Below are 24,931 nucleotides of genomic sequence, written 5' to 3'. Positions count from 1 at the left end.
TGTAGTTCGGTCTCGTGGGCTGGGTGATTTGTATAAGAGTCAGGCATAAAAGCATGCAATTATAATGTGTTTTTTAGCGAGCTTTTGCACTAAAAAGAGCAGAGGTTACGCCCGGTTGTCCGTCTATACTTAAAATGTGTGTCGAGTGAGCTGAGTGCTTAACAACCTCATGGTTTACAACGGCTTTTTCATTGAGTGCTTTCGGCGCCCTACGGTTACCTTCTGGCTTTGGGTTGTGAATAGGCTCGTAAGCAGGGTTGTCCTGAGCAACGCCAGTGCTGCTTTCAATTTTTTGTGCACTAGCGTGTGGGGAAGCAAGGGGCTTTTTTCCAGGTAAGGTTAAATCAAGGATGACGGCGGTAAGGCCGGCCGAGGTTACTGGAGAAAGTAAGATATTTTCAAGCCATGAAGGCAATTCAGAAAGGGCTTCTGGTACCATCATTACACCAATCGCCATACCTAGCGCACACGCTGTCACCAAGCTACTGCGCCTATCAAGCGCGTAGCTGGCTAAAAGCTTTAAACCGCCCACGGCCACCATGGCAAACATAACCAGAGTAGCACCGCCAAGAACTGGCTTGGGAATAGCCTGCAGCACACCACCTACAATGGGAAAGAACCCAATAACAACGAATAGCGCTGCAACAAAAAAGCCGACCTTACGGCTGGCGATGCCGGTTAATTGGATAACCCCGTTATTCTGGCCAAATGTAGTATTTGGAAAGGTGTTGAACATGCCAGCAAGTAACGAATTAACGCCGTCGCCCAAAATCCCGCCTTTCACTCTTGCAAGATAAATCGGGCCGCTCACAGGCTGCTTACAGAAAAGGCTATTTGCGGTTAAGTCGCCGGCCGTTTCTATTGCACTAAACAAATAGATGAGCGCGATAGGTAAAAAGAGAGTGATATCAAATGCAATGCCAAAGGCAAAAGGGGTGGGGATCGCTACGACGGAAAGCGAAGCAAGGCCGCTGAAATCTAATCCTTTTGTAATGCCGACATAGGTTGCGCCAATCGCCATACCTATAAAGATGGCACTCAAACGCAGCCAATGATTTGTTGAGGCGTTCAAGAAAACAATAATGAGCAACACGCCAAGGCCGACGGCTAAGTTTTCTGTGCTGGCGAAGTCAGCAGCGTGAAAGCCGCCCGCAAGGTCAGTCATGCCTACGTTTATCAAGCTTAGCCCAATAGCGGTTATCACAATTCCTGTAGTTAATGGTGTAATGATACGTTTGAGTTTATGTACAAATAGACTGAACACCACTTCGACCATGGCACCCGCCATAGTTAATCCAAACAACAAAGACAAGACATCTTCGGGTGTTCCTCCATCCGCCTTGACCTGATTTCCTGCCAGTATCAACGCGCTAATAAACGCAAAACTGGTACCTTGGATGGCTACCAATCCACTGCCTACCGGGCCTATACGCTTTGTTTGAATTGCCGTGCCTAAGCCGCTTACAAACAAGGCCATACTGATAAGATAAGGCGTGTATTCAGTAAGGCCCAGTGTTGATGTAACAATAAGAGTCGGGGTAATGACACCGACAAAGCTTGCAAGTAAATGCTGAAATGCCGCGGTAAGTGAAGGAAGAAATGCCGGACTATCATGTAAATCGTAAAGTAGTTCGCTGTGATTTGAAGACATGGTTATTTCCTTGTTATTTCCTTGTTATTTCCTTCATTGGCGCAGACCGAGGCGGCAAACTCGCAGATGAAATCACTGTAGCGTTCCACGTTGCTGTTAAGAGGATGTACTTTGCTGTTTGCAGAAGGTATTTGGTTAGCGCTTTCCGCTATCAAGGCTAAAAACTGTGTTAGATCTCGGTTTAGCTCAGTAAGTAGTTGCTCTTTTTTCTCGCCTTGTAAAAAGCTGTACTTGATACTGTTTTGACTTAATGTAACTAGCTCACTCCAGCTTAGATTGAACTGGGTAAACGCCAGGTAATATTCATCTGTGAGTGTGGCATCCCACATCCCTCGGTCGTCGGTTGAAAGTGCAGTGGGTACACCGGTTCTTAAAAGTTGAGGAAAGGGATGAGCGCTCAAATCATCGATGTATTCTAACTTTAGGTTTGAAATTAAATTGGTTTCAATCAAATAGCGGTTATGGCGCATGAGCAAATACGTTGAAGGATCTTTTAGCAGATTAATGCCATGGCCTATTCGCTCTGCGCCTAACAATAAGGTGTCGCGAATATTGGTATCTGTATGCTCAGATTCACCTGCATGAAAGGAGAGGCGAATGGCTGGATATTGAGCTCTAAGTCTCGTTATGGGCGCTAAAAAGCGCGTGGGTTGACCTCGGGGATCGTCCTCCCTGCCAACCAAATTTATCCCTACATACCATTTTCTATTGGCGTCTACGAATTTGAAGATCCAGTCTAGTTGAGCTTCAATGTTGTCAGTAAAACGAACCAAGGCATATTGAAAACGAACGGTGACACCAGTAGCTTTCGCTGGTTCGCTATCGAGCATGTCTGTAATAACTTTGAGCGCTTCAGCAGGGGGAAAGCGGCTCCCGTCTGCGCGATTCATAAACCTAACGTTCATTTGCGTTTCTAAATAGCGCACATTTTCTTGTTGATACAGCTGCATGTTTCTAAGCAGAACCTGCGCTGTAATATAGGGGTTTTGAGTAAGCTCGCTTAAACGCTGCCAGTGAAACTCAAAAAACTCCTCTCGACCTTCTTCTGGCTTATCAAGTTCAACACTATTGATAAACGCTTCTTGTTCTTTGTTACTTAGGGCATTCAGCGCTTTATATTGCTTTTGCTTACATTTCGTTAGTTTAGAGTGGGTAGTGTTAGAAATAGTATGAAACAACGGCGCCGAGTCACACTCGCTATGATTTATCTTAGTGAAGTACTGATAGCCGCCGTTTAGTGCTTGATTAGTTGCTAGCTCATACCACCATTTGCCGTACGCCGAGCCTGATAAGTGATGGTGCAAGTCACCGCCTTTTGGAAACTGTTTGAGTAGTTGATAGGTCTGTGAATCGGTCAATGACTGAGTATATTGCTTAAACCAACTGTTTGCGTCTTCTTCAGTAGGAAAGGGGCTTGCGGCGGAATAAAGACCAACAAAGGATAAAGACAAAATGAACAGGGTTCGTACAACAAATGACATGAGCAATTTTTCTTGGCAATAGTTGCTCTATGGTTGCAAGATATTGACCAGTTGGTCTGCTTGGTGATGTGTTTTTAAGTTGTTGTTTTAAAGTGTTTTTTATGTGGATTTGGGTCAGGAGCAAACAATTAGGCAATTCGTAAGCCCCATTTTGGTGCCTAAACAAAAAAATGCGCTAAATTAGCGCATTTTTTCAGAGCAGTGCGAACGGTCGTTTTATAGGACTACGCCTTCATCTAACGTCACAAAAATTGAGTGGCGCACTTCATTGTACATTGCGCGGGAACAATGGCCTTCGCCTTCTGTGTCTTCTAGCAATAGTACGTCACCTGCTCCAAACACATGTCGCTCACCGTTAGACACCGTAAATTCAGCACGCCCTTTAATTATGAAAAGGAGTTGTCGCGCCGGCGCTGGATGCCACTTAAAATCATAATCTGCAGGGGTTTCGCGAAAAATGATCTTATCGGCTCCAAATTTTTCTGAAAGCATGCCGATAGGACCGCCGTCTTTTAGCGCAATCTCCACTTCGCCAAAGTGACTTTTGCCTGCTTCATCGTTGTAAATCCTTGTTATTTTCATTATTAACCCTTCATTGAAACTTTGCTGATTTGACCACTACGTATGCTTGAGCTTGCTAATGGTTTTATAAAGTACTGACAAACTTGCGGCCACGTCATCAATGGTAATAGATTCTGCAGGGTGGTGACTTATTCCGCCCTTACAACGTGTAAACAACATGGCCACAGGGCAAATATCTGCAATGGCCATAGCGTCATGACCTGCACCCGAGGCAAGTACTCTTGGCTTAATTCCGCTTTCTTCTACGCCTCGAACTAGCGCTTCTTTTAGCTGGCTATCGCAATGCAGCGCAGGTGCGCTGTGGGTTTGCTCCCGTGTTAGCGTTATTTGTCTTGCATGCGCAATGGCATCAAACTTTTGCAATATTTCTGCCAATACAGAATCTCGCAATTCATCATCTTCGCTTCTGATATCGAGAGAAAAACGTGTGCGACCAGAAATGACGTTAACGCCGTTTGGCGCATTCTCAATTTTACCTACCGTGGCTACAACGCCCGGACGCTGCAAGCTTATGCTCTCTACAGCCAATAGCATCTCTGCACTTGCGCACAGTGCATCTCGTCGCATAGACATTGGCACAGTGCCAGCGTGACCCGCCATGCCTTCTACTGAAAAATTAAAACGTTTTGCACCAGCAATAGCACTGACAACGCCAACAGGCAGATTTTCTTGCTCTAAAACAGGGCCTTGTTCAATGTGAAGTTCTATGTAACCCAAAATGTCGGTACGGGAAATAGCGGCACTGTTTACTGCATCGAAACTAAGACCGAAGTTCGCCATGGCTTGCTCTAAGTTCACGCCATTTTCATCTTTTAGATGACGCCATTGCTCTTGCCACTTACCGGTGAGCGCGCGGCTTCCTAAAAGGGTGGTGCCAAATCGCGTGCCTTCTTCATCACAAAAACCCACAATATCGATATGAAAAGGGAACTTGGTTTGCGTGCCGTCAAACATAGCGACCAGCGAAATAGCGGCGACCACGCCTAGCATGCCGTCGTACTTTCCGCCGTTAGGCACAGTGTCGAGGTGGCTACCTAGAATTAATCGCGGTGCGTTGGGCACGCTTGATGTATAGCGCCCCCATATATTGCCAACGGCGTCTTGCCAGGTGGTCATTCCGGCTTCAATCATCCACCCTGAGGCGAGTTGATTTGCAAGCTTGTGTTGTTCGGTCAAATAGCGCCTGTCTAAACAGGCTGGGTCCTGGCTTAAGGTGCCTAATGTTTCGCACCTTGCCATAACTTGCGTAGCCAATTCAGCAAATTCTGCGAATTCACCCATTGGTGACTCCCGCCGCTTTAGCCTTAGCATAAACGCTAAGCGCAGCATCTACCCCTTTACCGGCAGGTAGCGCAAACCCTTGCATACGAAGCACAGTTTCAAGGGACTGAAGGGTATGTAACACGGCATCTTCTCTGGCGTTATAGCCCATAGTGCCAATGCGCCAAATTTTTCCTTTTAGCGGACCAAAACTAGTGCCTATTTCAATGTTAAAACGCAGAAGTAAGGTTTCGCGTACCTCTTCGCCATGAACACCCTCGGGAATATGAACACCTACAACGTTGTACATTTTGTGTTCCAGGTCACCGAAGGGCTCAAGTCCCATGGCCTGAATACCGGCTAGCATCGCGTCGCCCGCTACTTTGTGACGAGCAACCACGTTCACCTGGCCTTCTTCTAAATGCAGGCGCGCGCATTCACGGGCGCAATAGAGCATACTGGCCGCTTCGGTGTGGTGATTTAGTCGCTCCTCGCCCCAATAATCCATGATCATGGGCAAGTCGAAGTAGTTAGAACGAATTTTAGGGCCACGCGCAGCTTCATGGTGAGCATCGCGAATGCCGGCTTCAACGTGGTGACGGGTACGCACGGTTTTAACAAACTTGTCGCTTAGTGTAATAGGAGCACTGCCTGATGGGCCTCCTAAGCACTTTTGCAGGCCAACTGACACCGCATCTAATTTCCAAGCATCAACGTCTAGCGGGTTCCCACCTATTGACGCTGTTGCATCGCAGTAAAACAACACATCGTTTGCTTCACAAATCGCGCCAATTTCTGCAAGCGGTTGCAGCATGGTGGTGGACGTATCCCCTTGAACAATGGCAAGCAGTTTTGGTTTTACGTCTTTTATCGCCTTTTCAATCTGTTCAGGCGTAAACACTTCGCCCCACGGCACTTCAATGGTGTGAACTTCAGCGTCGGCGCGCTCTGCAATTTCAGCAAGCAAATGCCCAAAACGCCCGAAGATAGGTACGAGGACTTTATCGCCTGGCTCAATTGCCGATACCAATACAGCTTCAATTCCAGCGCGCGACGTACCGTCAACCAAGAAGGTTTGCTGGTTTTTCGTATTGAAAACATCGCGGTAAAGTTGCATCACCTCGTTCATGTAGCCAGTCATTACAGGGTCATATTGACCTACTAACTGGGTAGACATCGCGCTTAACACACGGGGGTAACAGTTAATTGGGCCCGGGCCCATTAGCAAGCGAGGCGGCGGGGATAGTGGAGCAAACGTTCTGTTAGAAGCTTCTTTAGACATGTGGGCACTCCTAGATAAGCACTTGCGCTAGCATGCGCAAGCCAGTGATGATGAGAACAACGGCGAAGATTTTCTTAAGTAAGCCAGCGTCTAGCTTGTTGGCTATGCTTGCTCCGACAGGCGCAAATAACACGGTGAGCGGAACAATGCAGACAAACCCCAGCAAGTTTACATAGCCGTACGTAGCGAAGGGAGCGTCAACAGGAGTGGTACCAACAAATAGCAGCGTGAGTGCCGCTGGAAGCGAAATAATTAAACCGACTGCAGCAGCGGTACCCACCGCTTTGTGTGCTGGGTAGTTACAAAATGTGAGAGTCGGCACGGTTAACGTACCGCCACCAATGCCTACCATAGAACTAAATAGGCCAATGCAGGTTGCCATAATCGACTGACCCGCGCGGCCCGGTAGCCCTTTAAATAGCGCGTCTTTCTTGCCAATAAGCATATTAATGGCAGACAAGGTTGCAATAATGCCAAACAGTAAGGTAAGGAACGTCGGGTTAACAGCCGTCACCGCATAGCTTCCGGCAAGCACGCCAATTAAAATGAACACTGCCCACGCTTTTAGCAACGCAAAGTCTACATTGCCCTTACTGTGATGAGCACGAATAGAGCTTACTGAAGTAGGGACGATGGTTGCCAATGACGTGGCCGTGGCTATTACCATTGCGCTCTCAGGGGACACACCAAGGGCTTGGAACAAGAAAAACAGTACCGGCACAATAACAATGCCTCCACCTACGCCAAGCATTCCTGCTAGTATGCCTGCGAACACGCCTGTTCCCGCAAGCGATAATATAACCGTTAGGTTATCCATTAAAAACTGCATGTGATTTCTTTCTCTTTAACGTTTATTGGTTTAACTATTTGTCAGTGCTGCGTCTTAGCCACTGCGAATAAACTAGCGGTGTCCAAGGTAGGCTTTGCCGTCACTTCTTGGGTCGCTTGCGCCACTCACTGTACCTTCTGTGTCGCGAATGATTGCACCAGCATGACCCATGAGTTCGTTGCAAGGATCTACCGTCACCATATCGTGGCCCCGTGCCAGTAAGCTCTCACCTACGTACTCAACTAAGTCACGCTCTGCTTTTAAGTTGTGACTCTGATCGCCCCAGGTTCTACCAAGTAGCCAACGGCCGAGGGAAATAGCTTTGGCGATAGGTTGGCCGTGGTAGACATGACGAGCAAACAGCGCCGCTTGGGTTTGAGGCTGACCTTCACCACCCATGGTGCCGTAACTCATGCGTCGACCGTCGACAAGCTCAGCGAAAGCGGGGTTAAGTGTGTGAAATGGTTTCAAGCCTGGGGTCAAATATTGGTTACTGTTTGGATCGAGTGAAAACGAAGTGCCACGGTTGTTCCAAACAATGCCTGTTTGCGGGCTCACTACGCCAGAGCCGAACTCCCAGTAAAGTGACTGTATGTAGCTCACCATTCGGCCTTCAGAATCGCAGCAACCCATCCAAATAGTATCGCCGTGCTTGGCTTCATGGGGCCAAGGAAGTGCTTTATCTAATGAGATGTTCTTCACCATTTCATCAAGCACATCGTCACTTAACAGGCTTTGAAGACTAACAGGCGTACGAGATGGGTCGGTTACGTTCGCGTTACGTGCAATGAAGGCTTGTTTCGTGCATTCAATAAGTAAATGCACCATGTCTGCATCGGTGCTGCCCAAATGCTGAACTTTGTCGTACAAGGCTAAAATAATGAGCGACGCTACACCTTGTGTGGGCGCCGGCAAGTTATAAAGCTTGCCTTTGCTGGTGGACACTGACAATGGCTCAACAATTGTCGCTTTGTAATTGTTAAAATCTTCAAGGCGAATAGGGGAGCCGGCAGCTTCTAAGTCTTCAGCCAGCTGTGAAGCTAACTCACCGTGGTAAAAATCATCTAACCCTTTTTCTGCTAAATGCTTCAAAGTTTCAGAGAGCTTTGTTAGCTTTAAAATTTTACCTTTTTTAAGGGCTTTCCCCTTAATCAAAAACTGAGCGAAATTTTCATCCGCACTTAGCTCGTCAAAGGTTTTGTTGCTGGCATCCACCAAGCTCTGGGTAACTTCAATTCCCCAGTTAGCTTGACTGATCGCCGTATCGAACAATGTACTTAACGGTAGACCGCTTTGCCATTTGTGACTTAATTCAAGCGCGGCTTGCCAACCAGCAACTGCGCCTGCCATGGTTAATGCTGACTTTCCGCCTCGGCTAGGTATGGCATCGCTACCCTCGTAGAAAGAAGGTGTCGCGCCCTTTGCTGCTACGCCAGATGCATCAATGCCAATCGGCTTTTTACCAGGTTCACTGATTAGCCAAAATCCATCTCCGCCCATGCCATTCATGTGCGGGTATTCAACCGCGATAGATGCTGCAGCAGCTACCATAGCTTCAATAGCGGTGCCGCCTTTTTCTAATATGTTTAAGCCCACTTGCGATGCCGCAAAGTGAGGGGCAGTAAACGCTATATTTGGTTTTTCACTCATTTTTAATTCCTTCAAAAACTCGGCAACCGCGCAGTCAGTTTAAGCCCAAATCAGGCAAAATGACGGGCGCTTAGGTCTTACTTCCGCTTTCTAGTTTCAACTTGAATGCGATAGGGCGCTATTGCTTTTTTTAAGTGCAACTTAAAAAAACAGGCGCGCTTTACACGTTTAGCGAGTGGTTAGCTTTTTTGCTAACGCGAGAAGTGCAAGATCGTTGCCTTTTTTGCCCACTAGCGATAATCCGCATGGGGCGTTGTGTAGGGTAAACAATGGCAAATGAAGTTGGGGTAATCCCGCAAGCCCAGCTATCGCCGTGAGTGCGAGCAGAGCGTTTCTATCATTTGCCAGCGTTGTTTCATCGGCATCACATCGAGGTGCTACACCGGGTGTCGTGGGAATAATCAATACATCTATTTCTTCAAATAGAGCATTTAAATGATTGATTACCACAGATTGTTGCGCTTTAGCTTGTTCTACTTCTTGCGTTGTTATGGTTTTACACCAATTCAAGCGCAACATTATATCTTTGGCGATATCGGGTTGAGTGTATTCAATCCATTCGCCATGTTGCTGCCATATTTCATTGCCCTGTAAGGTACGAAAGGTAGCGGCAGTTTGTAAGGTTTTTAAATCTAGCTGTGTCTCTGACAATACAATACAGTCGTTGTTATCAGCCAGCGCTGCAAGCCATGTTTTGCACAGCGATTTGTGAGCGGCCTGCTCAAATAAATGCGCTGCTATACCAAATCGAGGCGAACCTGATATTTCACTTTGTGTTGCGCTATCTATGCAGACATTGGCAACCTTAGTCAGCGTGTTTAGGTCGCGTGTCATCCAGCCCACGGTATCAAACGACGGGGCAAGTGCCACCATATTGTCGCAGGCCACAACGCTGTGCGTGGTGCGAAGCCCCCATAACCCTTGATAGCTAGACGGTACGCGAATAGAGCCGCCGGTGTCGGTGCCAAGCCCTATGTCGGCAAGGTGCGCGCTAACGGCTACCGCTGAACCTGACGAAGAACCACCAGGTATATGAGCTGGTGCCACTGGATTTACCAGTGTTTCGTGGTGCTTATTCTGCCCGTGTAAACTGTAGGCAAGTTCATCAGTGATGGTTTTGCCTTTGAACGCGGCACCCGCTTGAAGCATCTTTGCTACGCAACGATTTGTGTTTTTCGGAATCGCGTGTGTGGCTAACCAATCAGGATTTCCTGCTGCGGTTGGTAATCCTTCAATGTGAAACAAATCTTTTACTGCCAGACCTAGTCCGCTAAGCGGCAATTTACTTTGACTTTTTGCCTGATTCAGCGCTTTTCCTGACGCCGAAAATGCGTCATCTTTAACACTACCGTCAAGACTGAATGCGATTTCTAGGTTTTTAATTGCCTGTGTGAACTTGGCATCACAGGGCTTCAGTACAAAAGGAGAGCTCACAGCGCGTTACTTATTCGTTATTGTTTCTTTATTCGTCTTTAGATTAATGAAACAACTGTTTCATTAAAAAGTCAAGAGAGACGAACGTTACTTCCTTGGGCATTTTAGTACGTACATTATTTTCTGTGAGTTACATAATTGGTAAAGCGCTGAGTAAATTGATAAAAAACTAGATAAGTTTCTAGAAACCTTGGGGGTTTTGCTTCAGGTATGCAACTTCTTCTGGTGTCGACTCGCGCCCTAAAATTCGGTTGCGGTGGGGGTAGCGGCCAAACATTTCAATAATCTGTTGATGGCGCTTTTCAAAGGAGAATTCTCTTTCAAGGCCTTCTTGTGAAAATAGTTCCAATGCGACGTCGTGGATTGCGAGTGATTCACTATGCATAAACGGCATATACAGAAACGCGCGCTGCTGCGGTGTAAGTACCTTATCGGCTTCAACACTTACCGCTTCTTGCGCAAGAACCAAAGCAATGCTGTCTGCACTGAATGCATCTTTGTCATTGCGATGAATATTTCGCGAGAATTGATCGAGAAGAATTATTTCGGCAAGACGACCGGTAGCCGTCGCTCGCCAAGGCCACAACTCGCCCTTTATGGCTGCTGCACGCAATTTTGAAAATCGCGAAGTGATCGTTTTATCTAGTGCTGCATCTTCCTTAAACCATTGCTCTGGGGAGAGTTCTCCAAACCAAAAGTCTAGCACACCGTTAGCTTCTTCCATGACTACTTGCGTTTTATCCATATCAACTCCAACCACACGCTTTTAGCAGTGAAATTAAATTAACAGGTACGTTTTTATGCATTAAAACCCAAAATAAGCGTTGTGAATTAATACTTATACCCATTTTTAAGCGCTTTAGTTCCCTTTACGCTTGCAAAATAACAATTTTCTGCTATCTGCTCTCTTTATAGTATTGCTTAAAAAGTGTTCTGTGGGAAGGGTTAACGCTTTGGACTTTCTAGCTCATCCATTTGAATGTAGATGTCAGTAATCGCGTCGACGCGGTCTGCGGCCTGGCTTCCTAATACTTCGTAGGTAAGGTTACACAGTGATGCAACCAGGCTCATTGGAGCCGCGTAACTATCAAAAGGCGAGTCACTGCCAATGTGGGTAACCAGCAGGTGGTCGACATCGTGACGATATCCTTGGCCCGTTGGATCGGTAATTAATACGGTTTTACAGTGTTTAATGCTATTTAAAACAAACTTGAATTGTCGGGTTCTACGACGAAAACCAAAAAGTACGACAAGATCATTTTCGGTTAGGTCGATAATATCTTCACTAAGTGTTTGACCGGGCTGGGGAAGCACACGGACCGACGCACGAATTTGTTTGAGCTGCTGCCTAAAATGAAGTGCAATGGGGTAGGCGTTTCTAAAACCAATCAAGGTGACCTGGCCTGCTGATGCCAGCAATTTAGCAATATCTGTCAACGCCTCTGAGGAAGTGCTTTCAAATGTATTGGCCAAATTCTTACTATCATTCTCATGCTGAAGTACGCCACTTGAAGGGCTTACAACAGGCACGCCTTGCTCACGTAGCTGAACAAGCGCCTCTTTAGCTTGCTGATGCGAGTCAAAACCCAGCTGGCGAAAGAAGCGACTGACTGTGGCCTTTGACGTCCCCGTTTTTTCTGCAATTAAAGACGTAGATTGACTTAATACTGCGATAGGATTCTGCTGAATATAATGCGCAATAGCCTTGCCCGAAGGGGACAAAGAGGCATAGTGGTTTTCAATTTGCTGTAAAACGTCGCTAGGGCTATTTTTTGTCATTGGTATCGCCTTATACATCTTATGCAATTATTTCACGACTTTTGTGCGATATACAAACACTACCTGAATTCAACGCGTTCACGTACTTCAAAATAGATTTTTCGAAGCCGATTATTGAAGTAGAACACTATAATGAGCGTTGTTGCTTATTACTAAAAAACGCTTACAAGTTTCCACTGCTCTTAAAAAATCTTATCTATATAAAGAGTTACGAATGCGCAGTAAAGAATAAGGCTAAAGTAGCACTTAATTGATCACTCATGCTTTGCAAATTGGCACTACACTTTCATAGACATAAACCGTAAAAATTCACAAAAGTGTCATCGGTTGGTAATTATCTTGTTGGTTTAGCATCGATTCTAGTTAACAAAAACGTTTGGGGAATCGATCAGCGAATCTAGCATGATCGAGAGAAAGAGGTGAGTTGTGGCAAAGCTGTGGTCAGAATTGATCTTGCTCTTTGTGGTGATTCCCTTTGCCGTTCTCTACTGGATAAAGCATTTTGCAAATTATCTCATGCCTATTTTAGGTGTTATGGGACTTTGTTGCTTAGCTATCTTGTTAGCAGATAAGCAATTTAAACGCATTAAATTGTGGCATTGGGAAGACTATCGAACGCATTTAAAAAGTACGCTAAGGTTATTTTTGCCTTGGGCGAGCTTACTGGCGCTGGTAGTTTACTTTTTTAAACCGGAATTGTTCCTACATTGGCCTATGAACCAGCCATGGATGTGGATAGCTACATTATTGATTTATCCGTTAGTGTCGGTCATCCCGCAAGAGATCATTTTTCGAACGTACTTTTTTCACCGTTACAAGCGAATACTGCCTTCGAAATATGCAAGGTGGGCCTTAAGTACTTTTTTATTTGGTTTAGCCCACTTAGTGTACGGTAACTGGATTGCTGTAGTCATTTCTTGGATTGGCGGTGGCATTTTCGGTTATAGGTATATGCAAACTAACTCGACGCCCGTGGTGGTTATAGAACACGCTATATGGGGCAGTTTTTTATTTACCATCGGGCTGGGATCTTATTTAGTTATCGCGTCGTAGTTATTTATATTAAAAACCGAAACACATGAACGCCAAGGAGTGAGGTGATGTTCAGTGCGCAACAAATATTACAACCCTCTATTTTAAATAAGCGAACGAGGCTTCCTTTCTCGCAAACCGACAGCGAACCTTTTATACAAACTTTGCTTCAACAAAGTGACGAAGGTGGCGCAATAAGCAGTTTATCAAGTGCACAGTCGCTACTCTCTCAGCTTTGGGAGAACTTTGTTTATCGTTTACCGGGGTTGGCGCTAGGTTTAGTTATCATGGCGGCGTTTATCCTTTTAGCGCCACATATTGCCAAGGTTTTAGTTAAACCGTTAACCCGTACGACCACATCTCCACTGCTGCGCTCAGTCATTCAAAGAAGCGTCAGTTTAGTCTTAATTTTACTCGGTATTTATCTATTTTTGTTCTTAGCTGGGCTCACCGGATTTGCAATCGCGGTGGTGAGTGGTACAGGTGTGGTAGGGCTTATTCTTGGTTTCGCCTTTCGCGACATCGCCGAGAACTTTATTTCAAGCCTACTGCTTACTATTCAACGCCCTTTTAGAATAGGGGATATCGTACAAATCAACGATTTCACCGGCATCATTCAGAAAGTTACGGCACGTGCGACTACACTGGTGGATTTTGACGGCAACCATATTCAAATACCTAACGCAACTATTTACAAAGGGGTAATCAAAAACCTTACGGCCAACCCGCTAATGCGTGGGCAGTTTGTTATTGGCGTGGGTTACGATGCTGATATACAACACGCACAGCAGATGGCGCAAGAAATTACGTCAGCACAAGACAACGTGTTAATCGACCCTGAACCGCAAATTCTTATCGACGAATTAGGCCCCTCGACCTACAACATCAAGGTTTATTTTTGGGTGGATGTAGAGAAAACGAGTGTACTAAAAATGGCATCGGTGCTGATGCGTAAAATCACCCAAGCCTTCTTAGAGGCGAATATCAGTATGCCTGATGATGCGAGAGAGCGCATTTTCCCTGAGGGTATGCATATTTACCAGGCTTCCGAGAAAGACGCTTCAAGCGCTCGCCCTTCTGAAAATGAAGCAAATGAGTTAAGTGAAATAACAACAGGCCAAAAGAACGTAAAAAGCTTGGATAGCGAAAAGAATAGTGGAGCCACAGAAAATAGAAACGAAAGATCAAGTGCTAAAGGGGCTGGAAATTCGCGTCCACAAGAATCGAAAATTAATGATGATGTGTCTTCCGAAGCTCATGAAATACGTGAGCAGGCTCGGAATTCGAGAGATCCGGAAGCAGGAGAAAATATTCTGTAATATTTGTTATGTGAAGGATTATTGGAATGTGTCACTTGCCCTCTTTTGGAATCTAGAAGGGAACCGAACATATTGAACGTGCTGCAGCAAAGCTGGCTAGAGGTGAGGAGATGTTCAGCAAAAGCTGGGCTGGTGGATTTGCTCGTCGCGCTATTAAACAGGCACGACGGGCGATAGATTACATCTACCAAGGAATCCTTGCCATAAGTTGACATGCGCTTTCATGACGCTGCTGTATTGATTGAATCCGTCTTGTGACTGTTGCCTGATATAGCGTTTGAATTCCTCGTGCAGCGACGGCTGCGCAAGCCAGTCTTCCCATAATGGCGCTAGTTTGTAATGGTATTGATTTACCAAACTTCCTACAGGTTGTATTTCCTCAATAAAGAAAAGATAGAATACATTACGCAATATTTTTGCTTTGTCGCTAGCGCGGCCTTCTGGGCAGCTTACAGCATCAAGCTCGGTTTCAAGCATATTCGTAAGCAATGAGAGGTTTTGCGTTAAGGTTTGTTGTGTATGCCAAAGTGTAGCGGGTAACCTGGCTGAGCGTATAATTTTTAACTGTTGTTCAAGCTCGCTGCTCTCAATAATACTCTCACTATTATTTTCATTCGTAGCCTCTGTTTCTGTATCGCTCGATGCTGTATTGGAAGAATACATATCGCTCAAGAGCAATTCTTTGTTACTTAAGCTGTTGATGTAATAAAGCGCGTTTACGCTAGAAAGTGCATCTCTATTATTTTCAACTGAGAAAAGACGTTCAGGTGTATTAAGCGCCAGACGCAATTCTTGGCTCCCTTGGACTAGGTTTGCCCACGTTTTACTGTAGTCTTGTATCTTTTGTTCACGCCACGATGCGATGGTTGCTGCCAGTGCCGCGTTTCTCTGGTTAGACTCGTTTTCTTTCGTGAGCGCTGCTTCACAGCTGTTGAGTACATTAAGCAGCTTGCTCTCATAAACAAGCCGCTGTGATGGCAGCTGACTTTTTCCTAGCGAAGTATTGCGTTCGGCAACCACTGTGCCTAACTCACAATCTTGCAGCGCATAAAATTCACGCAGGTTTATATTCACGCCCTCAATAGCGTGTTTAAGCGTGGCGGAGTCTGCAAGTTTGGGAAGCGGGGTGGTAATCTTATCGTTAAACGAATCGGGGAGGGGCGTATCGAGTACACGCGAGAGTCGTGCGGCGTAATCGTCAATGCTTTGCTTTACGGTACTACCGCCAAAACAGCCTAGCAAAGCAAACATGGCAACGCTGATGACACCAGCGCGGCAAGCGTTTCTTAGTTGCGAAACTTTTGGGGGCCATGGTTTTACTAGGGAAATATTCACGCGGAGGCACCAGTATGAAGTCCGCGCCCGCCATCGACATAAATGATTTGTCCAGTGATGTAAGGGGCTGATGCCAAGAACGACAATGTTTTAGCAATATCATTTGGTGTACCTAGTTCACCCAGTGGAATGCTCGATATCAGTTTGTCTTTTTCGTCCTCGTCCATTTCCCGTTCTGGCCACAAAATTGCCCCTGGCGCAATACCATTTACGCGAACGTTGGGAGCTAAGTCTATAGCTAACGATTGGGTTAGTGAGGCAAGACCGGATTTAGCAATGAGGTAAACACTGTGTTTGGGGAGTGGACGGTCGATATGCATGTCGACCATATTGATAATGCAGCCTTTACTTACCGCTAATGCGGGTGCCAATGCTTGTGACAAAAACAATGGCCCCTTCACGTTACTGCCTATCAGAGATACCCAGTCGTCTTCTGAAATTTCGCCCACTGGAGTGGGGTAAAAACTAGAAGCATTATTTACTAAAACGTTTAACTGACCCCAAATGTCTAATGCTCGTTGCCCAAGTGCACTTACTTCGTCTGAATTACAAAGGTTGGCTTGGAGACAGGTAGCAGAGTCCTCCCGCTGACTATTTAGCTTTTCAGCCAGTGCAAGTGCCTCGTCTTTAGAATGCCCATAATGGATAATAACGCGATAGCCTTCGCTATGAAGCTGACACGCCATGGCGGCGCCAATTCGCTTTGCTGCCCCGGTAATGAGTGCTACAGGGCCTGAGTTTGTCATAATAAAAGCTACTCTCTATTTTAAATCGACTTATATCTATTTACAGTTTGCGGTGCTTTCTTTCTTAATCCGCAGGTAAAACGGCTGATGGGCAACAAATGCAAGCGAATTTGTTTGTCACATCAATGCGTGTAAATGTCATCTATTATTTGTTTGGCTTGCGTAATGTAATGCGCGCCGAATAATAACCCGTGATTTAAAATATGGTAAAGCTGGTAAATTGGTTTTCTTAATCGGTAATTTTTTTCAATTGGGGTGTGTTGATGGTAACCCTCAAAGAATGATTGGGGAAAGCCACCAAACAATTCGGCCATGGCAAGGTCGGTTTCCGCATCGCCAACATACACAGCGGGGTCAAATAACACCGGTCCTTTTTTATTAAAGCCTGCATTGCCAGCCCACAAGTCGCCATGAAGTAGTGAAGGGTGGGGTTGATGTAAGCTCAAGAGATGTCTTATTCGAGTAATAATATCGTCTATATTGCCATCTTCGCTTTTCCATGTACCAATTGATGCCAAGCGTTCTAGCATACTACCAATCCGTTTTTCTGCAAAAAAGTCAGCCCAAGACGCCATTCTTCCATTGGTTTGTACACTGGCACCAATGTAATTGTCATGCGGCCATCCATAGCTGGTGTAGGCGTTAACCGCATGAAGTGCAGCGAGTTGCTGTCCTAAAATGAAATAGTCATTATCAGTGGGTTCAATAAATCGAACGTGAGAAAGTACCAAATATTCCATATTAGGCGTTTCATTGGCTGTAATTCCATGGCAAATGACTCGCGGGGTAGCAATGGTTTGCGTGTTAGCGATGGCCGCTAGTCCTTCGGCTTCATGAGATAATTGCTGAGTATCATCATATTTGCGGGTTTTAACAAAGTAGCGATGGGTCGTATCTTTTATGATGTAACTTTCGTGTGTATCTCCGCCACTTACTCGTTCGGCTTTTTGGCAGCTAAAAAACTGCTGGGTTTCATCTGAAATATGCTCGCTGATAAAATGCCACATATTGCACGCTCTGCTTGTTTTAATGCTTTTTTCAAGGCGATAGGAGTGTTGAGTGACTACTTTCCTAAGGCACACTAGAACACCAGCGAAGAGCCAGTCCAGCAACCTTTATCGCCTTACACTAAAGTATGGGATAAAAACGGTGAAATGCATAAATTCCTACTCAAAATCTTCCTAAACGAAATCAAACCTTCACAAATTAGCCAATAAAGGCTTTTCGATATTGAAGTTGCCCCTACACTGGTTATAATCCACAACTTGCTTTAATACTGAGAAAACTCAGTAAGTTCGACGCGTATGCAGTTTTGCAGTACCAATGCGCTGTATTTTTATGCTGCTTCAAATAAAGCAAGTTTCGAGTGCTATAAAGCACGATTAAATTTTCAAAAATATGCATGTGGCGCAGAGTAGGCGTCACCACTGTAAAGGAATTAAAATGCCTGTAATTACCCTTCCTGATGGAAGCCAACGCGCTTTCGATAACGCTGTTTCTGTACTAGATGTTGCAAATGATATTGGCCCTGGTTTAGCCAAAGCAACCATTGCAGGAAAAGTAAACGGTGAGTTAGTTGACGCCGTTGATATGATTGACGCGGACGCACAACTTCAAATTATTACTGCAAAAGACGATGAAGGTTTAGAAATTCTTCGTCACAGTTGCGCGCACTTGTTAGGTCACGCTATCAAACAACTTTGGCCTAACACCAAAATGGCTATCGGCCCTGTTATCGACAACGGTTTCTACTACGATGTTGATATGGAAGAAAGCCTAACCCAGGAAGATTTAGCTAAACTAGAAAAGCGTATGCTTGAACTGGCTAAAACTAATTACGACGTGGTTAAGAACAAAGTGAGCTGGCAAGAAGCACGCGATGCATTTGAAGCTCGCGGTGAAAGCTACAAAATGGAAATTCTTGATGAGAACATCAGCAAGGACGACCGTCCAGCACTGTATCACCACGAAGAATACACAGATATGTGTCGTGGCCCTCACGTGCCAAACATGAAGTTCTGCCATCACTTCAAACTGATGAAAGTGGCAGGTGCTTACTGGCGTGGCGATAGCGACAACAAAATGCTTCAGCGTATTTACGGTACTGCGTGGGCAGATAAGAAGCAGCTTAAATCTTACCTACAGCGCTTAGAAGAAGCTGAAAAGCGCGACCACCGTAAAATTGGTAAAGCACTTAACCTTTTCCATTGGCAAGAAGAAGCGCCGGGTATGGTGTTTTGGCACAACGACGGTTGGTCAATTTACACCGAGCTAGAAAGCTACGTGCGTAAGAAGCTTCGTGAATACGATTATGACGAAGTTAAAGGCCCATTAATGATGGACCGCTCGCTTTGGGAAAAATCAGGTCACTGGGACAAGTACGCTGAAAACATGTTTACGACTGAATCTGAAAAGCGTGAATATGCCGTTAAGCCAATGAACTGCCCAGGACACGTACAGATTTTCAACCAAGGTTTGAAATCGTACCGCGACCTGCCTCTTCGTATGGCTGAGTTTGGCTGCTGTCACCGTAACGAACCATCGGGCGCACTACACGGTCTAATGCGTGTTCGTGGCTTTACGCAAGACGATGCTCACATTTTCTGTACTGAAGAACAGATCCTAGAAGAGGTGAGTGGCTGTATTAAGATGGTGTACGAGACATACGCTGCGTTTGGTTTCGAAAATATCAAAGTTAAGCTGTCTACTCGCCCAGAAAAGCGCGTAGGTGCTGACGAGATTTGGGATAAATCAGAAGCTGCGCTTGCAGATGCACTTAAAGCTAATGACATCGAGTTCGATTATCAGCCTGGAGAAGGTGCGTTCTACGGGCCGAAAATTGAGTTTACACTGCACGATTGCTTAGACCGTGCATGGCAGTGCGGAACCGTACAGCTAGATTTCTCAATGCCAGGTCGCTTGGGCTCTACTTATGTAGCAGAAGATGGCGAACGCAAAGTGCCGGTTATGATTCACCGCGCTATTTTGGGTTCACTAGAACGCTTCATTGGAATATTGACCGAAGAATTTGCAGGTTTCTTCCCACTCTGGTTGGCACCTCAGCAGGTTGTGGTAATGAATATTACCGACAAACAAGCTGAATATGCCTCAGATTGTGTAAAAAAACTGCAAGAATTAGGTTTTAGAGCAAAGTCTGACTTGCGAAATGAGAAGATCGGCTTTAAAATCCGCGAGCACACTTTGAAGCGTATTCCGTATATGCTAGTTGTGGGCGATAAAGAAATGGAAGCGGGCGAAGTAGCAGTGCGCTCTCGTCGCGGTGACGACCTAGGCAAAATGCGCCTGGAAGACTTTATTGCCATGGCTCAACAAGAAGTTGTTGAAAAGACGATTAAGTAGTTGAGCAAATTGTGTATAATACACAATTAAGGTGTCTGCTTTTGGTTTTACTTTGGGTCAACCGACCTCCCAAAAGCAGGCAAAAGAATTAAATGTTTGGAGGAATAGCACATTAAAGGCGCTAACAACAAGGCTCAGGGCGACAAAGCCCGCATTAACGATGAGATTAAAGCCAGAGAAGTAAGATTAATTGGCAAAGACGGTGAACAGGTTGGTGTGGTTTCTTTAGCAGAAGCTACTCGTAACGCAGAAGAAGCGGGCCTAGATCTAGTAGAAATCAGTCCGAATGCCGAGCCGCCAGTCTGTAAAGTTATGGACTATGGCAAATTCCTCTTCGAAAAAAGTAAAGCTCAAAAAGAGCAGAAGAAAAAACAGAAGCAAATTCAGGTCAAGGAGATTAAATTTCGCCCTGGCACTGATGAAGGCGATTACCAGGTCAAACTGCGCAACCTGCGTCGCTTTCTTGAAGGTGGTGATAAAGCCAAAGTTACGATCCGCTTCCGCGGTCGTGAAATGGCGCACCAAGACATCGGTATCGATCTACTAAACCGCGTTAAAACCGATTTAGAAGATATCGCTACATGCGAGTCTTTCCCACGTCGTGTGGAAGGCCGTCAGATGATCATGGTGCTAGCCCCAAATAAGAAGTAGTAACGGTCTAAAGTTTTAAGGAATCTGCACCCTTAAACACCTTGCTGCTAAACATTAACCGGTATGAAGTGACTGCAACACGAAAAATACCGATATTAAACAATGCGGAGTTTTAGCAATGCCTAAAATGAAAACTGTAAGCGGTGCCGCCAAACGTTTTAAGAAAACGGGTTCTGGCCGCTTTAAAAGCAAACAGTCTCACTTACGTCACATTCTGACTAAGAAGAGCTCTAAGCGTAAACGTCACCTTCGTGGCAAAAAACTGGTTCATGACTCTGATACCAAATTGGTTCAGCGCATGTTGCCTTACGTATAAGACTTAGGAGACTGATTAATGGCTAGAGTAAAACGCGGCACTATCGCACGTGCTCGTCACAAAAAAGTCCTCAAGCAGGCAAAAGGTTATTACGGCGCACGTTCACGTGTATATCGCGTAGCGGTACAAGCTGTAACTAAAGCTGGTCAATATGCTTACCGTGACCGTCGTCAGCGCAAGCGTCAATTCCGTCAACTATGGATTGCACGTATCAACGCTGCTGCTCGTCAAAATGGTATGTCATACAGCCGTTTCATTAACGGTTTGAAGAAAGCGTCTGTTGAAATCGATCGTAAGATCCTTGCCGACATCGCAGTACATGACAAAGCAGCTTTCAGCGCACTAGTCGAAGCGGCTAAAGGCGCATTAGCTTAATTATTAACTAATTAAGTTTAAGTTCTTTCGGAAAAAGGCGAGCAGGATGCTCGCCTTTTTTCGTTTTTGGGGTTCAGACTTTGTTTTAGACTTTTTTAGTCCATTGTTTAACACACCCTTCTTATATCCATTTATTGAATATCTGTAGAAAAGCGCGCCTTCTCTAGCTTTACTCTAGGTTTTCATGCGCAAAGAACAAAAGAGTAGGGGGCTTTTACATGTGGAATTTTAAACACAAAAAAGCAGAGCCAAAGCTCTGCTTATATTCGCAGCTTAGTACTAAGTACTATTATTTTTTCTCTACACGCCCGTAGCGGTCTGAAAACCTAACTATATCATCTTCACCAAGGTATGCGCCCGATTGCACCTCTATAAGCTCTAGAGGGATTTTTCCGGGGTTTTCTAAAGCGTGTACTGCGCCTATTGGGATATACACTGATTCGTTCTCGGTAACCAGCTGAGTGTTGTCATCAATAGTCACATTGGCACTGCCCGATACCACAATCCAATGCTCAGCGCGGTGGTGGTGCATTTGCACAGATAGTTTTTCACCAGGTTTTACCGTAATACGTTTAACTTGAAAGCGTGCACCGCTGTCAATTGAATCGTAGCTACCCCACGGACGGAAAACTTCGCGATGGAATTCAAACTCAGGACGTTTTTCAGCTTTTAGCCTGTTGACCACGGTCTTAATACTTTGAGCGTCATCTTTATGTGCGACCATAACGGCATCTTTGGTTTCGACAACAATAACGTCTTCTAAGCCAATGACAGATACTAATCGCTGTTCTGCGTTCACGTAACTATTTTTAGTATTTTCTAAAATCGTATCGCCTACACAAACGTTGCCGTTGTCATCTTTATCGGCAGTTTCCCAAAGCGATGTCCAACTGCCTACATCGCTCCACCCTGCATCTAATGGCACCATTGCAGCGCTGTCAGTTTTTTCCATCACTGCATAGTCAATAGAGTCGTCAGGACACGTAGCAAAAATTTCAGAGTCAACTCGAATAAAGTCTAAATCAGGTGCTTCAGTTTCAATTGCACGACGGCAAATCTCTAGCATCTCGGGGTGATACTTACCTAATTCTTCAATATAACGGCTGGCTTTAAACATAAACATGCCGCTATTCCAGAAAAAATCACCTGACTCAACGTACTGTTTTGCTGTTTCAAGTTCTGGCTTTTCGACAAACTCAGCTACCTCAAATCCAACATTCAGTACATTTCCAGCCTTGATGTAGCCATAGCCGGTGTGGGGCTGGTCTGGAACTATACCAAAAGTTACAAGCTTTCCTTCGTTTGCTAATGCTTCTGCTTTAGTAATGGCACTATGAAATGCGTTTTGGTCTTTAATTAAATGATCCGCAGCGAGGACAAGAAGAACAGGGTCATTCTCATTTTTTGTGGCATGTAATGCCGCAAGCGCTATTGCTGGTGCAGTATTTCGCCCAACGGGCTCTAATAAAATACCATCATGTTCTATATTTTTTTTACGAAGCTGCTCAGCAACTAAAAATCGATGCGCATCGTTACATATAAATACAGGAGGCTCCGCATTGGTTCCTTTAAGTCGAGTGATTGTATCTTGAAGCATCGTGCTGTTGGATGTAAGCGACAAAAACTGTTTTGGAAGAGCGGCGCGAGACTTTGGCCAAAGGCGGCTACCAGTGCCGCCGGCCAATACAACAGGTTTCATATGATGATGTCCTTTTCTTGATTTGGTGTACTTCTAATATGCGTTTTTGTTAATGAATCCATTAAATACAGTCATGAATACAATTTTAATATCGAACCAAATAGACCAGCGGTGTATATAGTCTAAATCGTACTCTACACGCTGTACCATCTTGTTCGTGGTTTCCGTTTCACCGCGCAAACCATTTACTTGTGCCCAACCTGTAATACCTGGCTTAACTTTATGCCGCAGCATGTAACCTGTGATGATCTTACGATATTCCTCATTGTGAGCAACCGCGTGCGGGCGAGGGCCTACAATTGACATGCGACCCTGCAGAACATTGATAAACTGAGGTAGTTCATCTAACGATGTGCGCCTTAAGAAACCACCTATTTTGGTTAAACGCGCGTCGTTTTTCGTTGCTTGCTTAACAACTGCTCCGTTGTCTTGCGTAGTCATAGATCGGAATTTGTAAACCGTAATTTGTTTACCATCTAATCCGTAACGCTTTTGTTTGAAAATGACTGGCCCTTTAGATGTGAGCTTAACTGCGGCCGCAATTGCTAACATGGGAACGGATATCAACATTAAAATCAGACTGCTTAATACAACATCTTCAAACCGCTTCAATACGTCACTGGCGCCTTGGAAAGGGGTATCATATACACTTAGTGCCTGTACATTACCCACGGTTTGCCAGCGAGCGTTAAGCAAGTTGTACATAAAGAAGTTTGGAATTACATAAACGTTAGCGGTGGTATCGCTGCACTGTTCAAGAATTGCACGAATGCGATTTTCTGCACTCATTGGCAATGCTATGTAGATGTAATCAACTTCGTTGCGCTTGGCCATTTCTATGGCTTCTTCAATGTTGCCGAGCACAGCGCCCTGCATCTCATGAGGGAGACGTTCTGCTTCACGGTCATCATAAATACCGTTAAAGCGAATACCTAAATGTTCGTTCTGTTGTATCTGAAGAGCAACATTCGCACCTAAATGAGTAGCGCCAATGATAATTGAACGGCGAGTGTTCAAGCCACTTTTGCGAATGCGGAAGAGGAACTTGCGCATAATAAAGCGCCACAGAATCAAAACGACAAACGAAGATGCAAACCAAAGTAATATTGCAGGTGGGGGCGTTTTTATTTCTTGAACGAAAAAGTACCCCATTGACATGGTACCGAGAACGCTCAATGTCCATGTGATTGCAGCCGCTCTTAGCATTTCAGGCGTTCTGTGCCCACGCCACGACCGATATAACTCAACGCCTTCGGCAGAAATTTGAAAGCAAATAACGTTTACAAAAAGAAGAATTAAGCTGGTGGTATCTATCTGGGTACCGTAATACGCTGCTGCTGAATAATACAAAATCGTTACCAGCGAAAGATCGATGAGTCTGTAAATGGTTGAAAAACCACTTTGGTTCCTGACTACCAAACCACCATTAGTATTAGACTCAACCGGGTGAGCTTTAAGTGCTTTGTTAGATTCTACTCTATTGTCCATTTAAGTAATCTCTAAGTGAAAAAGTGAAGCCTGTAGCCAAAGCTAACGACAACAAAAACAAGCTAAGCCATGATTTAAGAAGAATAGCGAAGACAACTTATGGAAGTTAGGCAAATACTGTGCCCACTTTTAAGCGCGCAAGATGAATAATCACAACGTGCTGATTATATTCGCGTTGAAATTTTTCACGTCTAGCGCTCAAGTGCTCTAGCAACAGCGTATTATATGGATATTGTAATTTTATTACAAAAACAAAGTTCATTCCGTACTAATTTGGTGCAAAATGAGTAGAATACGGCGCTAGCGCTTTTCATGAACAATATAAATAAGATAGCATATACCGCGTTTGCAGCCTTGGACATATAGATGCAACAATACCTAGGTATAAGTTGCAGTACTTTGTTAACTGACTGTTGAGTCAAACAATATAGAGCAAATTGACTTTTGCTCTAATGTGTTCGCTAGTAATGTTCACAGCCTAGTAAAGCAAAAGCGGCACGCCTATTGCTCGACATTGATTATCCATGAACTATTAAGGAATTCACCTTGTTTAGTTTGTAAGAATTACACATATTACGGATGTTTCGCGGTTTATAGCGTTTATGTAAGGATGTATTTGAAAGCGCTATATCGAAATAATGCACCGTTTTAATACACCCAAG

Annotated in this window: 21 protein-coding genes; 6 read left to right on the top strand and 15 right to left on the bottom strand. The window is 44.9% G+C overall.

Annotation, left to right across the window (positions count from 1 at the left end; genetic code table 11):
• Window positions 1-73: 73 nt before the first annotated feature.
• From QVA83_RS14945 to QVA83_RS14900, 10 genes are all read right to left on the bottom strand, one after another.
• Window positions 74-1,651: a uracil-xanthine permease family protein gene (locus QVA83_RS14945; protein WP_283619523.1), complete on the bottom strand. Its 1,578-nt coding sequence runs from the start codon at window positions 1,649-1,651 to the stop codon at window positions 74-76.
• A 2-nt stretch (window positions 1,652-1,653) separates the two neighbouring features.
• Window positions 1,654-3,132, bottom strand: a complete 1,479-nt coding sequence (locus QVA83_RS14940) for an adenosine deaminase family protein (protein WP_156078203.1) — start codon at window positions 3,130-3,132, stop codon at window positions 1,654-1,656.
• A 216-nt stretch (window positions 3,133-3,348) separates the two neighbouring features.
• The gene (locus tag QVA83_RS14935) at window positions 3,349-3,714 is read right to left on the bottom strand and encodes an AraC family ligand binding domain-containing protein (protein WP_014976207.1); all 366 of its coding nucleotides are present in this window, start codon (window positions 3,712-3,714) and stop codon (window positions 3,349-3,351) included.
• Between the two features lie 36 nt (window positions 3,715-3,750).
• Window positions 3,751-4,995 carry an allantoate amidohydrolase gene (locus tag QVA83_RS14930; protein WP_156078204.1) on the bottom strand — a complete coding sequence of 415 codons (1,245 nt, stop codon included), beginning with the start codon at window positions 4,993-4,995 and terminating at the stop codon, window positions 3,751-3,753.
• Window positions 4,988-6,256, bottom strand: coding sequence for a pyridoxal-phosphate-dependent aminotransferase family protein (locus QVA83_RS14925; protein WP_156078205.1), 1,269 nt, complete (start codon window positions 6,254-6,256; stop codon window positions 4,988-4,990). The genes QVA83_RS14930 and QVA83_RS14925 overlap by 8 nt, the downstream gene beginning before the upstream one ends.
• A 10-nt stretch (window positions 6,257-6,266) precedes the next feature.
• Complete coding sequence (locus QVA83_RS14920; RefSeq protein WP_014949089.1) at window positions 6,267-7,085, bottom strand: sulfite exporter TauE/SafE family protein; 819 nt, start codon at window positions 7,083-7,085, stop codon at window positions 6,267-6,269.
• Window positions 7,086-7,157: 72 nt separating this feature from the next.
• Window positions 7,158-8,735: a gamma-glutamyltransferase family protein gene (locus QVA83_RS14915; protein WP_156078206.1), complete on the bottom strand. Its 1,578-nt coding sequence runs from the start codon at window positions 8,733-8,735 to the stop codon at window positions 7,158-7,160.
• 168 nt (window positions 8,736-8,903) lie between these two features.
• Complete coding sequence (locus tag QVA83_RS14910; RefSeq protein ID WP_287498635.1) at window positions 8,904-10,169, bottom strand: amidase; 1,266 nt, start codon at window positions 10,167-10,169, stop codon at window positions 8,904-8,906.
• Between the two features lie 181 nt (window positions 10,170-10,350).
• Window positions 10,351-10,914, bottom strand: coding sequence for a DUF924 family protein (locus QVA83_RS14905; RefSeq protein ID WP_014949092.1), 564 nt, complete (start codon window positions 10,912-10,914; stop codon window positions 10,351-10,353).
• A gap of 200 nt (window positions 10,915-11,114) precedes the next feature.
• Window positions 11,115-11,948 carry a MurR/RpiR family transcriptional regulator gene (locus tag QVA83_RS14900; protein ID WP_039227167.1) on the bottom strand — a complete coding sequence of 278 codons (834 nt, stop codon included), beginning with the start codon at window positions 11,946-11,948 and terminating at the stop codon, window positions 11,115-11,117.
• 426 nt (window positions 11,949-12,374) lie between these two features.
• Here QVA83_RS14900 and QVA83_RS14895 point away from each other — a divergent pair, with 426 nt between their 5' ends.
• Complete coding sequence (locus QVA83_RS14895) at window positions 12,375-13,001, top strand: CPBP family intramembrane glutamic endopeptidase (protein WP_101564128.1); 627 nt, start codon at window positions 12,375-12,377, stop codon at window positions 12,999-13,001.
• A gap of 47 nt (window positions 13,002-13,048) precedes the next feature.
• The gene (locus QVA83_RS14890; RefSeq protein ID WP_156078208.1) at window positions 13,049-14,299 is read left to right on the top strand and encodes a mechanosensitive ion channel family protein; all 1,251 of its coding nucleotides are present in this window, start codon (window positions 13,049-13,051) and stop codon (window positions 14,297-14,299) included.
• Window positions 14,300-14,452: 153 nt separating this feature from the next.
• On the opposite strand, the gene QVA83_RS14885 is transcribed toward QVA83_RS14890, so the two are convergent.
• The 3 genes from QVA83_RS14885 to QVA83_RS14875 all read right to left on the bottom strand — a co-directional run bounded on the left by QVA83_RS14885 (window position 14,453) and on the right by QVA83_RS14875 (window position 17,387).
• Window positions 14,453-15,634 (bottom strand): DUF3080 family protein, encoded by a 1,182-nt coding sequence (locus tag QVA83_RS14885; protein WP_287498634.1) that lies wholly within the window; start codon window positions 15,632-15,634, stop codon window positions 14,453-14,455.
• Window positions 15,631-16,380 carry a pteridine reductase gene (locus QVA83_RS14880; protein ID WP_156078210.1) on the bottom strand — a complete coding sequence of 250 codons (750 nt, stop codon included), beginning with the start codon at window positions 16,378-16,380 and terminating at the stop codon, window positions 15,631-15,633. The genes QVA83_RS14885 and QVA83_RS14880 overlap by 4 nt, the downstream gene beginning before the upstream one ends.
• Before the next feature lie 122 nt (window positions 16,381-16,502).
• Complete coding sequence (locus tag QVA83_RS14875) at window positions 16,503-17,387, bottom strand: fructosamine kinase family protein (RefSeq protein ID WP_156078211.1); 885 nt, start codon at window positions 17,385-17,387, stop codon at window positions 16,503-16,505.
• A gap of 436 nt (window positions 17,388-17,823) precedes the next feature.
• On the opposite strand from QVA83_RS14875, the gene thrS reads away from it, so the two are divergent.
• The 4 genes from thrS (at window position 17,824) to rplT (ending at window position 21,082) form a co-directional block, all read left to right on the top strand.
• Window positions 17,824-19,740 carry a threonine--tRNA ligase gene (gene thrS / locus QVA83_RS14870; protein WP_014976220.1) on the top strand — a complete coding sequence of 639 codons (1,917 nt, stop codon included), beginning with the start codon at window positions 17,824-17,826 and terminating at the stop codon, window positions 19,738-19,740.
• Window positions 19,741-19,851: 111 nt separating this feature from the next.
• The gene (gene infC, locus QVA83_RS14865) at window positions 19,852-20,391 is read left to right on the top strand and encodes a translation initiation factor IF-3 (RefSeq protein WP_071814473.1); all 540 of its coding nucleotides are present in this window, start codon (window positions 19,852-19,854) and stop codon (window positions 20,389-20,391) included.
• 118 nt (window positions 20,392-20,509) lie between these two features.
• Window positions 20,510-20,707 carry a 50S ribosomal protein L35 gene (gene rpmI, locus QVA83_RS14860; RefSeq protein ID WP_012518091.1) on the top strand — a complete coding sequence of 66 codons (198 nt, stop codon included), beginning with the start codon at window positions 20,510-20,512 and terminating at the stop codon, window positions 20,705-20,707.
• An 18-nt stretch (window positions 20,708-20,725) separates the two neighbouring features.
• Entirely contained in the window at window positions 20,726-21,082 is a 357-nt protein-coding gene (gene rplT, locus QVA83_RS14855) for a 50S ribosomal protein L20 (RefSeq protein ID WP_012518092.1), read from the top strand.
• A gap of 289 nt (window positions 21,083-21,371) precedes the next feature.
• Here rplT and QVA83_RS14850 read toward each other — a convergent pair whose 3' ends face one another.
• Complete coding sequence (locus QVA83_RS14850) at window positions 21,372-22,781, bottom strand: mannose-1-phosphate guanylyltransferase/mannose-6-phosphate isomerase (protein WP_014976221.1); 1,410 nt, start codon at window positions 22,779-22,781, stop codon at window positions 21,372-21,374.
• Between the two features lie 33 nt (window positions 22,782-22,814).
• Window positions 22,815-24,269, bottom strand: a complete 1,455-nt coding sequence (locus QVA83_RS14845; protein ID WP_014949101.1) for an undecaprenyl-phosphate glucose phosphotransferase — start codon at window positions 24,267-24,269, stop codon at window positions 22,815-22,817.
• Between the last annotated feature and the right edge of the window lie 662 nt (window positions 24,270-24,931).

The sequence above is a fragment of the Alteromonas sp. AO-Serp genome (genome assembly GCF_017849675.1).
Taxonomy (GTDB): Bacteria; Pseudomonadota; Gammaproteobacteria; order Enterobacterales; family Alteromonadaceae; genus Alteromonas; species Alteromonas macleodii.
This window is presented reverse-complemented; position numbering and strand designations above follow the sequence as displayed.

Coding starts and splice junctions, on each gene's coding strand:
- QVA83_RS14945 (WP_283619523.1), bottom strand. CDS start 1,651: ATGTCTTCAAATCACAGCGAACTACTTTACGATTTACATGATAGTCCG.
- QVA83_RS14940 (WP_156078203.1), bottom strand. CDS start 3,132: ATGTCATTTGTTGTACGAACCCTGTTCATTTTGTCTTTATCCTTTGTT.
- QVA83_RS14935 (WP_014976207.1), bottom strand. CDS start 3,714: ATGAAAATAACAAGGATTTACAACGATGAAGCAGGCAAAAGTCACTTT.
- QVA83_RS14930 (WP_156078204.1), bottom strand. CDS start 4,995: ATGGGTGAATTCGCAGAATTTGCTGAATTGGCTACGCAAGTTATGGCA.
- QVA83_RS14925 (WP_156078205.1), bottom strand. CDS start 6,256: ATGTCTAAAGAAGCTTCTAACAGAACGTTTGCTCCACTATCCCCGCCG.
- QVA83_RS14920 (WP_014949089.1), bottom strand. CDS start 7,085: ATGCAGTTTTTAATGGATAACCTAACGGTTATATTATCGCTTGCGGGA.
- QVA83_RS14915 (WP_156078206.1), bottom strand. CDS start 8,735: ATGAGTGAAAAACCAAATATAGCGTTTACTGCCCCTCACTTTGCGGCA.
- QVA83_RS14905 (WP_014949092.1), bottom strand. CDS start 10,914: ATGGATAAAACGCAAGTAGTCATGGAAGAAGCTAACGGTGTGCTAGAC.
- QVA83_RS14900 (WP_039227167.1), bottom strand. CDS start 11,948: ATGACAAAAAATAGCCCTAGCGACGTTTTACAGCAAATTGAAAACCAC.
- QVA83_RS14890 (WP_156078208.1), top strand. CDS start 13,049: ATGTTCAGTGCGCAACAAATATTACAACCCTCTATTTTAAATAAGCGA.
- QVA83_RS14880 (WP_156078210.1), bottom strand. CDS start 16,380: ATGACAAACTCAGGCCCTGTAGCACTCATTACCGGGGCAGCAAAGCGA.
- QVA83_RS14875 (WP_156078211.1), bottom strand. CDS start 17,387: ATGTGGCATTTTATCAGCGAGCATATTTCAGATGAAACCCAGCAGTTT.
- thrS (WP_014976220.1), top strand. CDS start 17,824: ATGCCTGTAATTACCCTTCCTGATGGAAGCCAACGCGCTTTCGATAAC.
- rpmI (WP_012518091.1), top strand. CDS start 20,510: ATGCCTAAAATGAAAACTGTAAGCGGTGCCGCCAAACGTTTTAAGAAA.
- rplT (WP_012518092.1), top strand. CDS start 20,726: ATGGCTAGAGTAAAACGCGGCACTATCGCACGTGCTCGTCACAAAAAA.
- QVA83_RS14850 (WP_014976221.1), bottom strand. CDS start 22,781: ATGAAACCTGTTGTATTGGCCGGCGGCACTGGTAGCCGCCTTTGGCCA.
- QVA83_RS14845 (WP_014949101.1), bottom strand. CDS start 24,269: ATGGACAATAGAGTAGAATCTAACAAAGCACTTAAAGCTCACCCGGTT.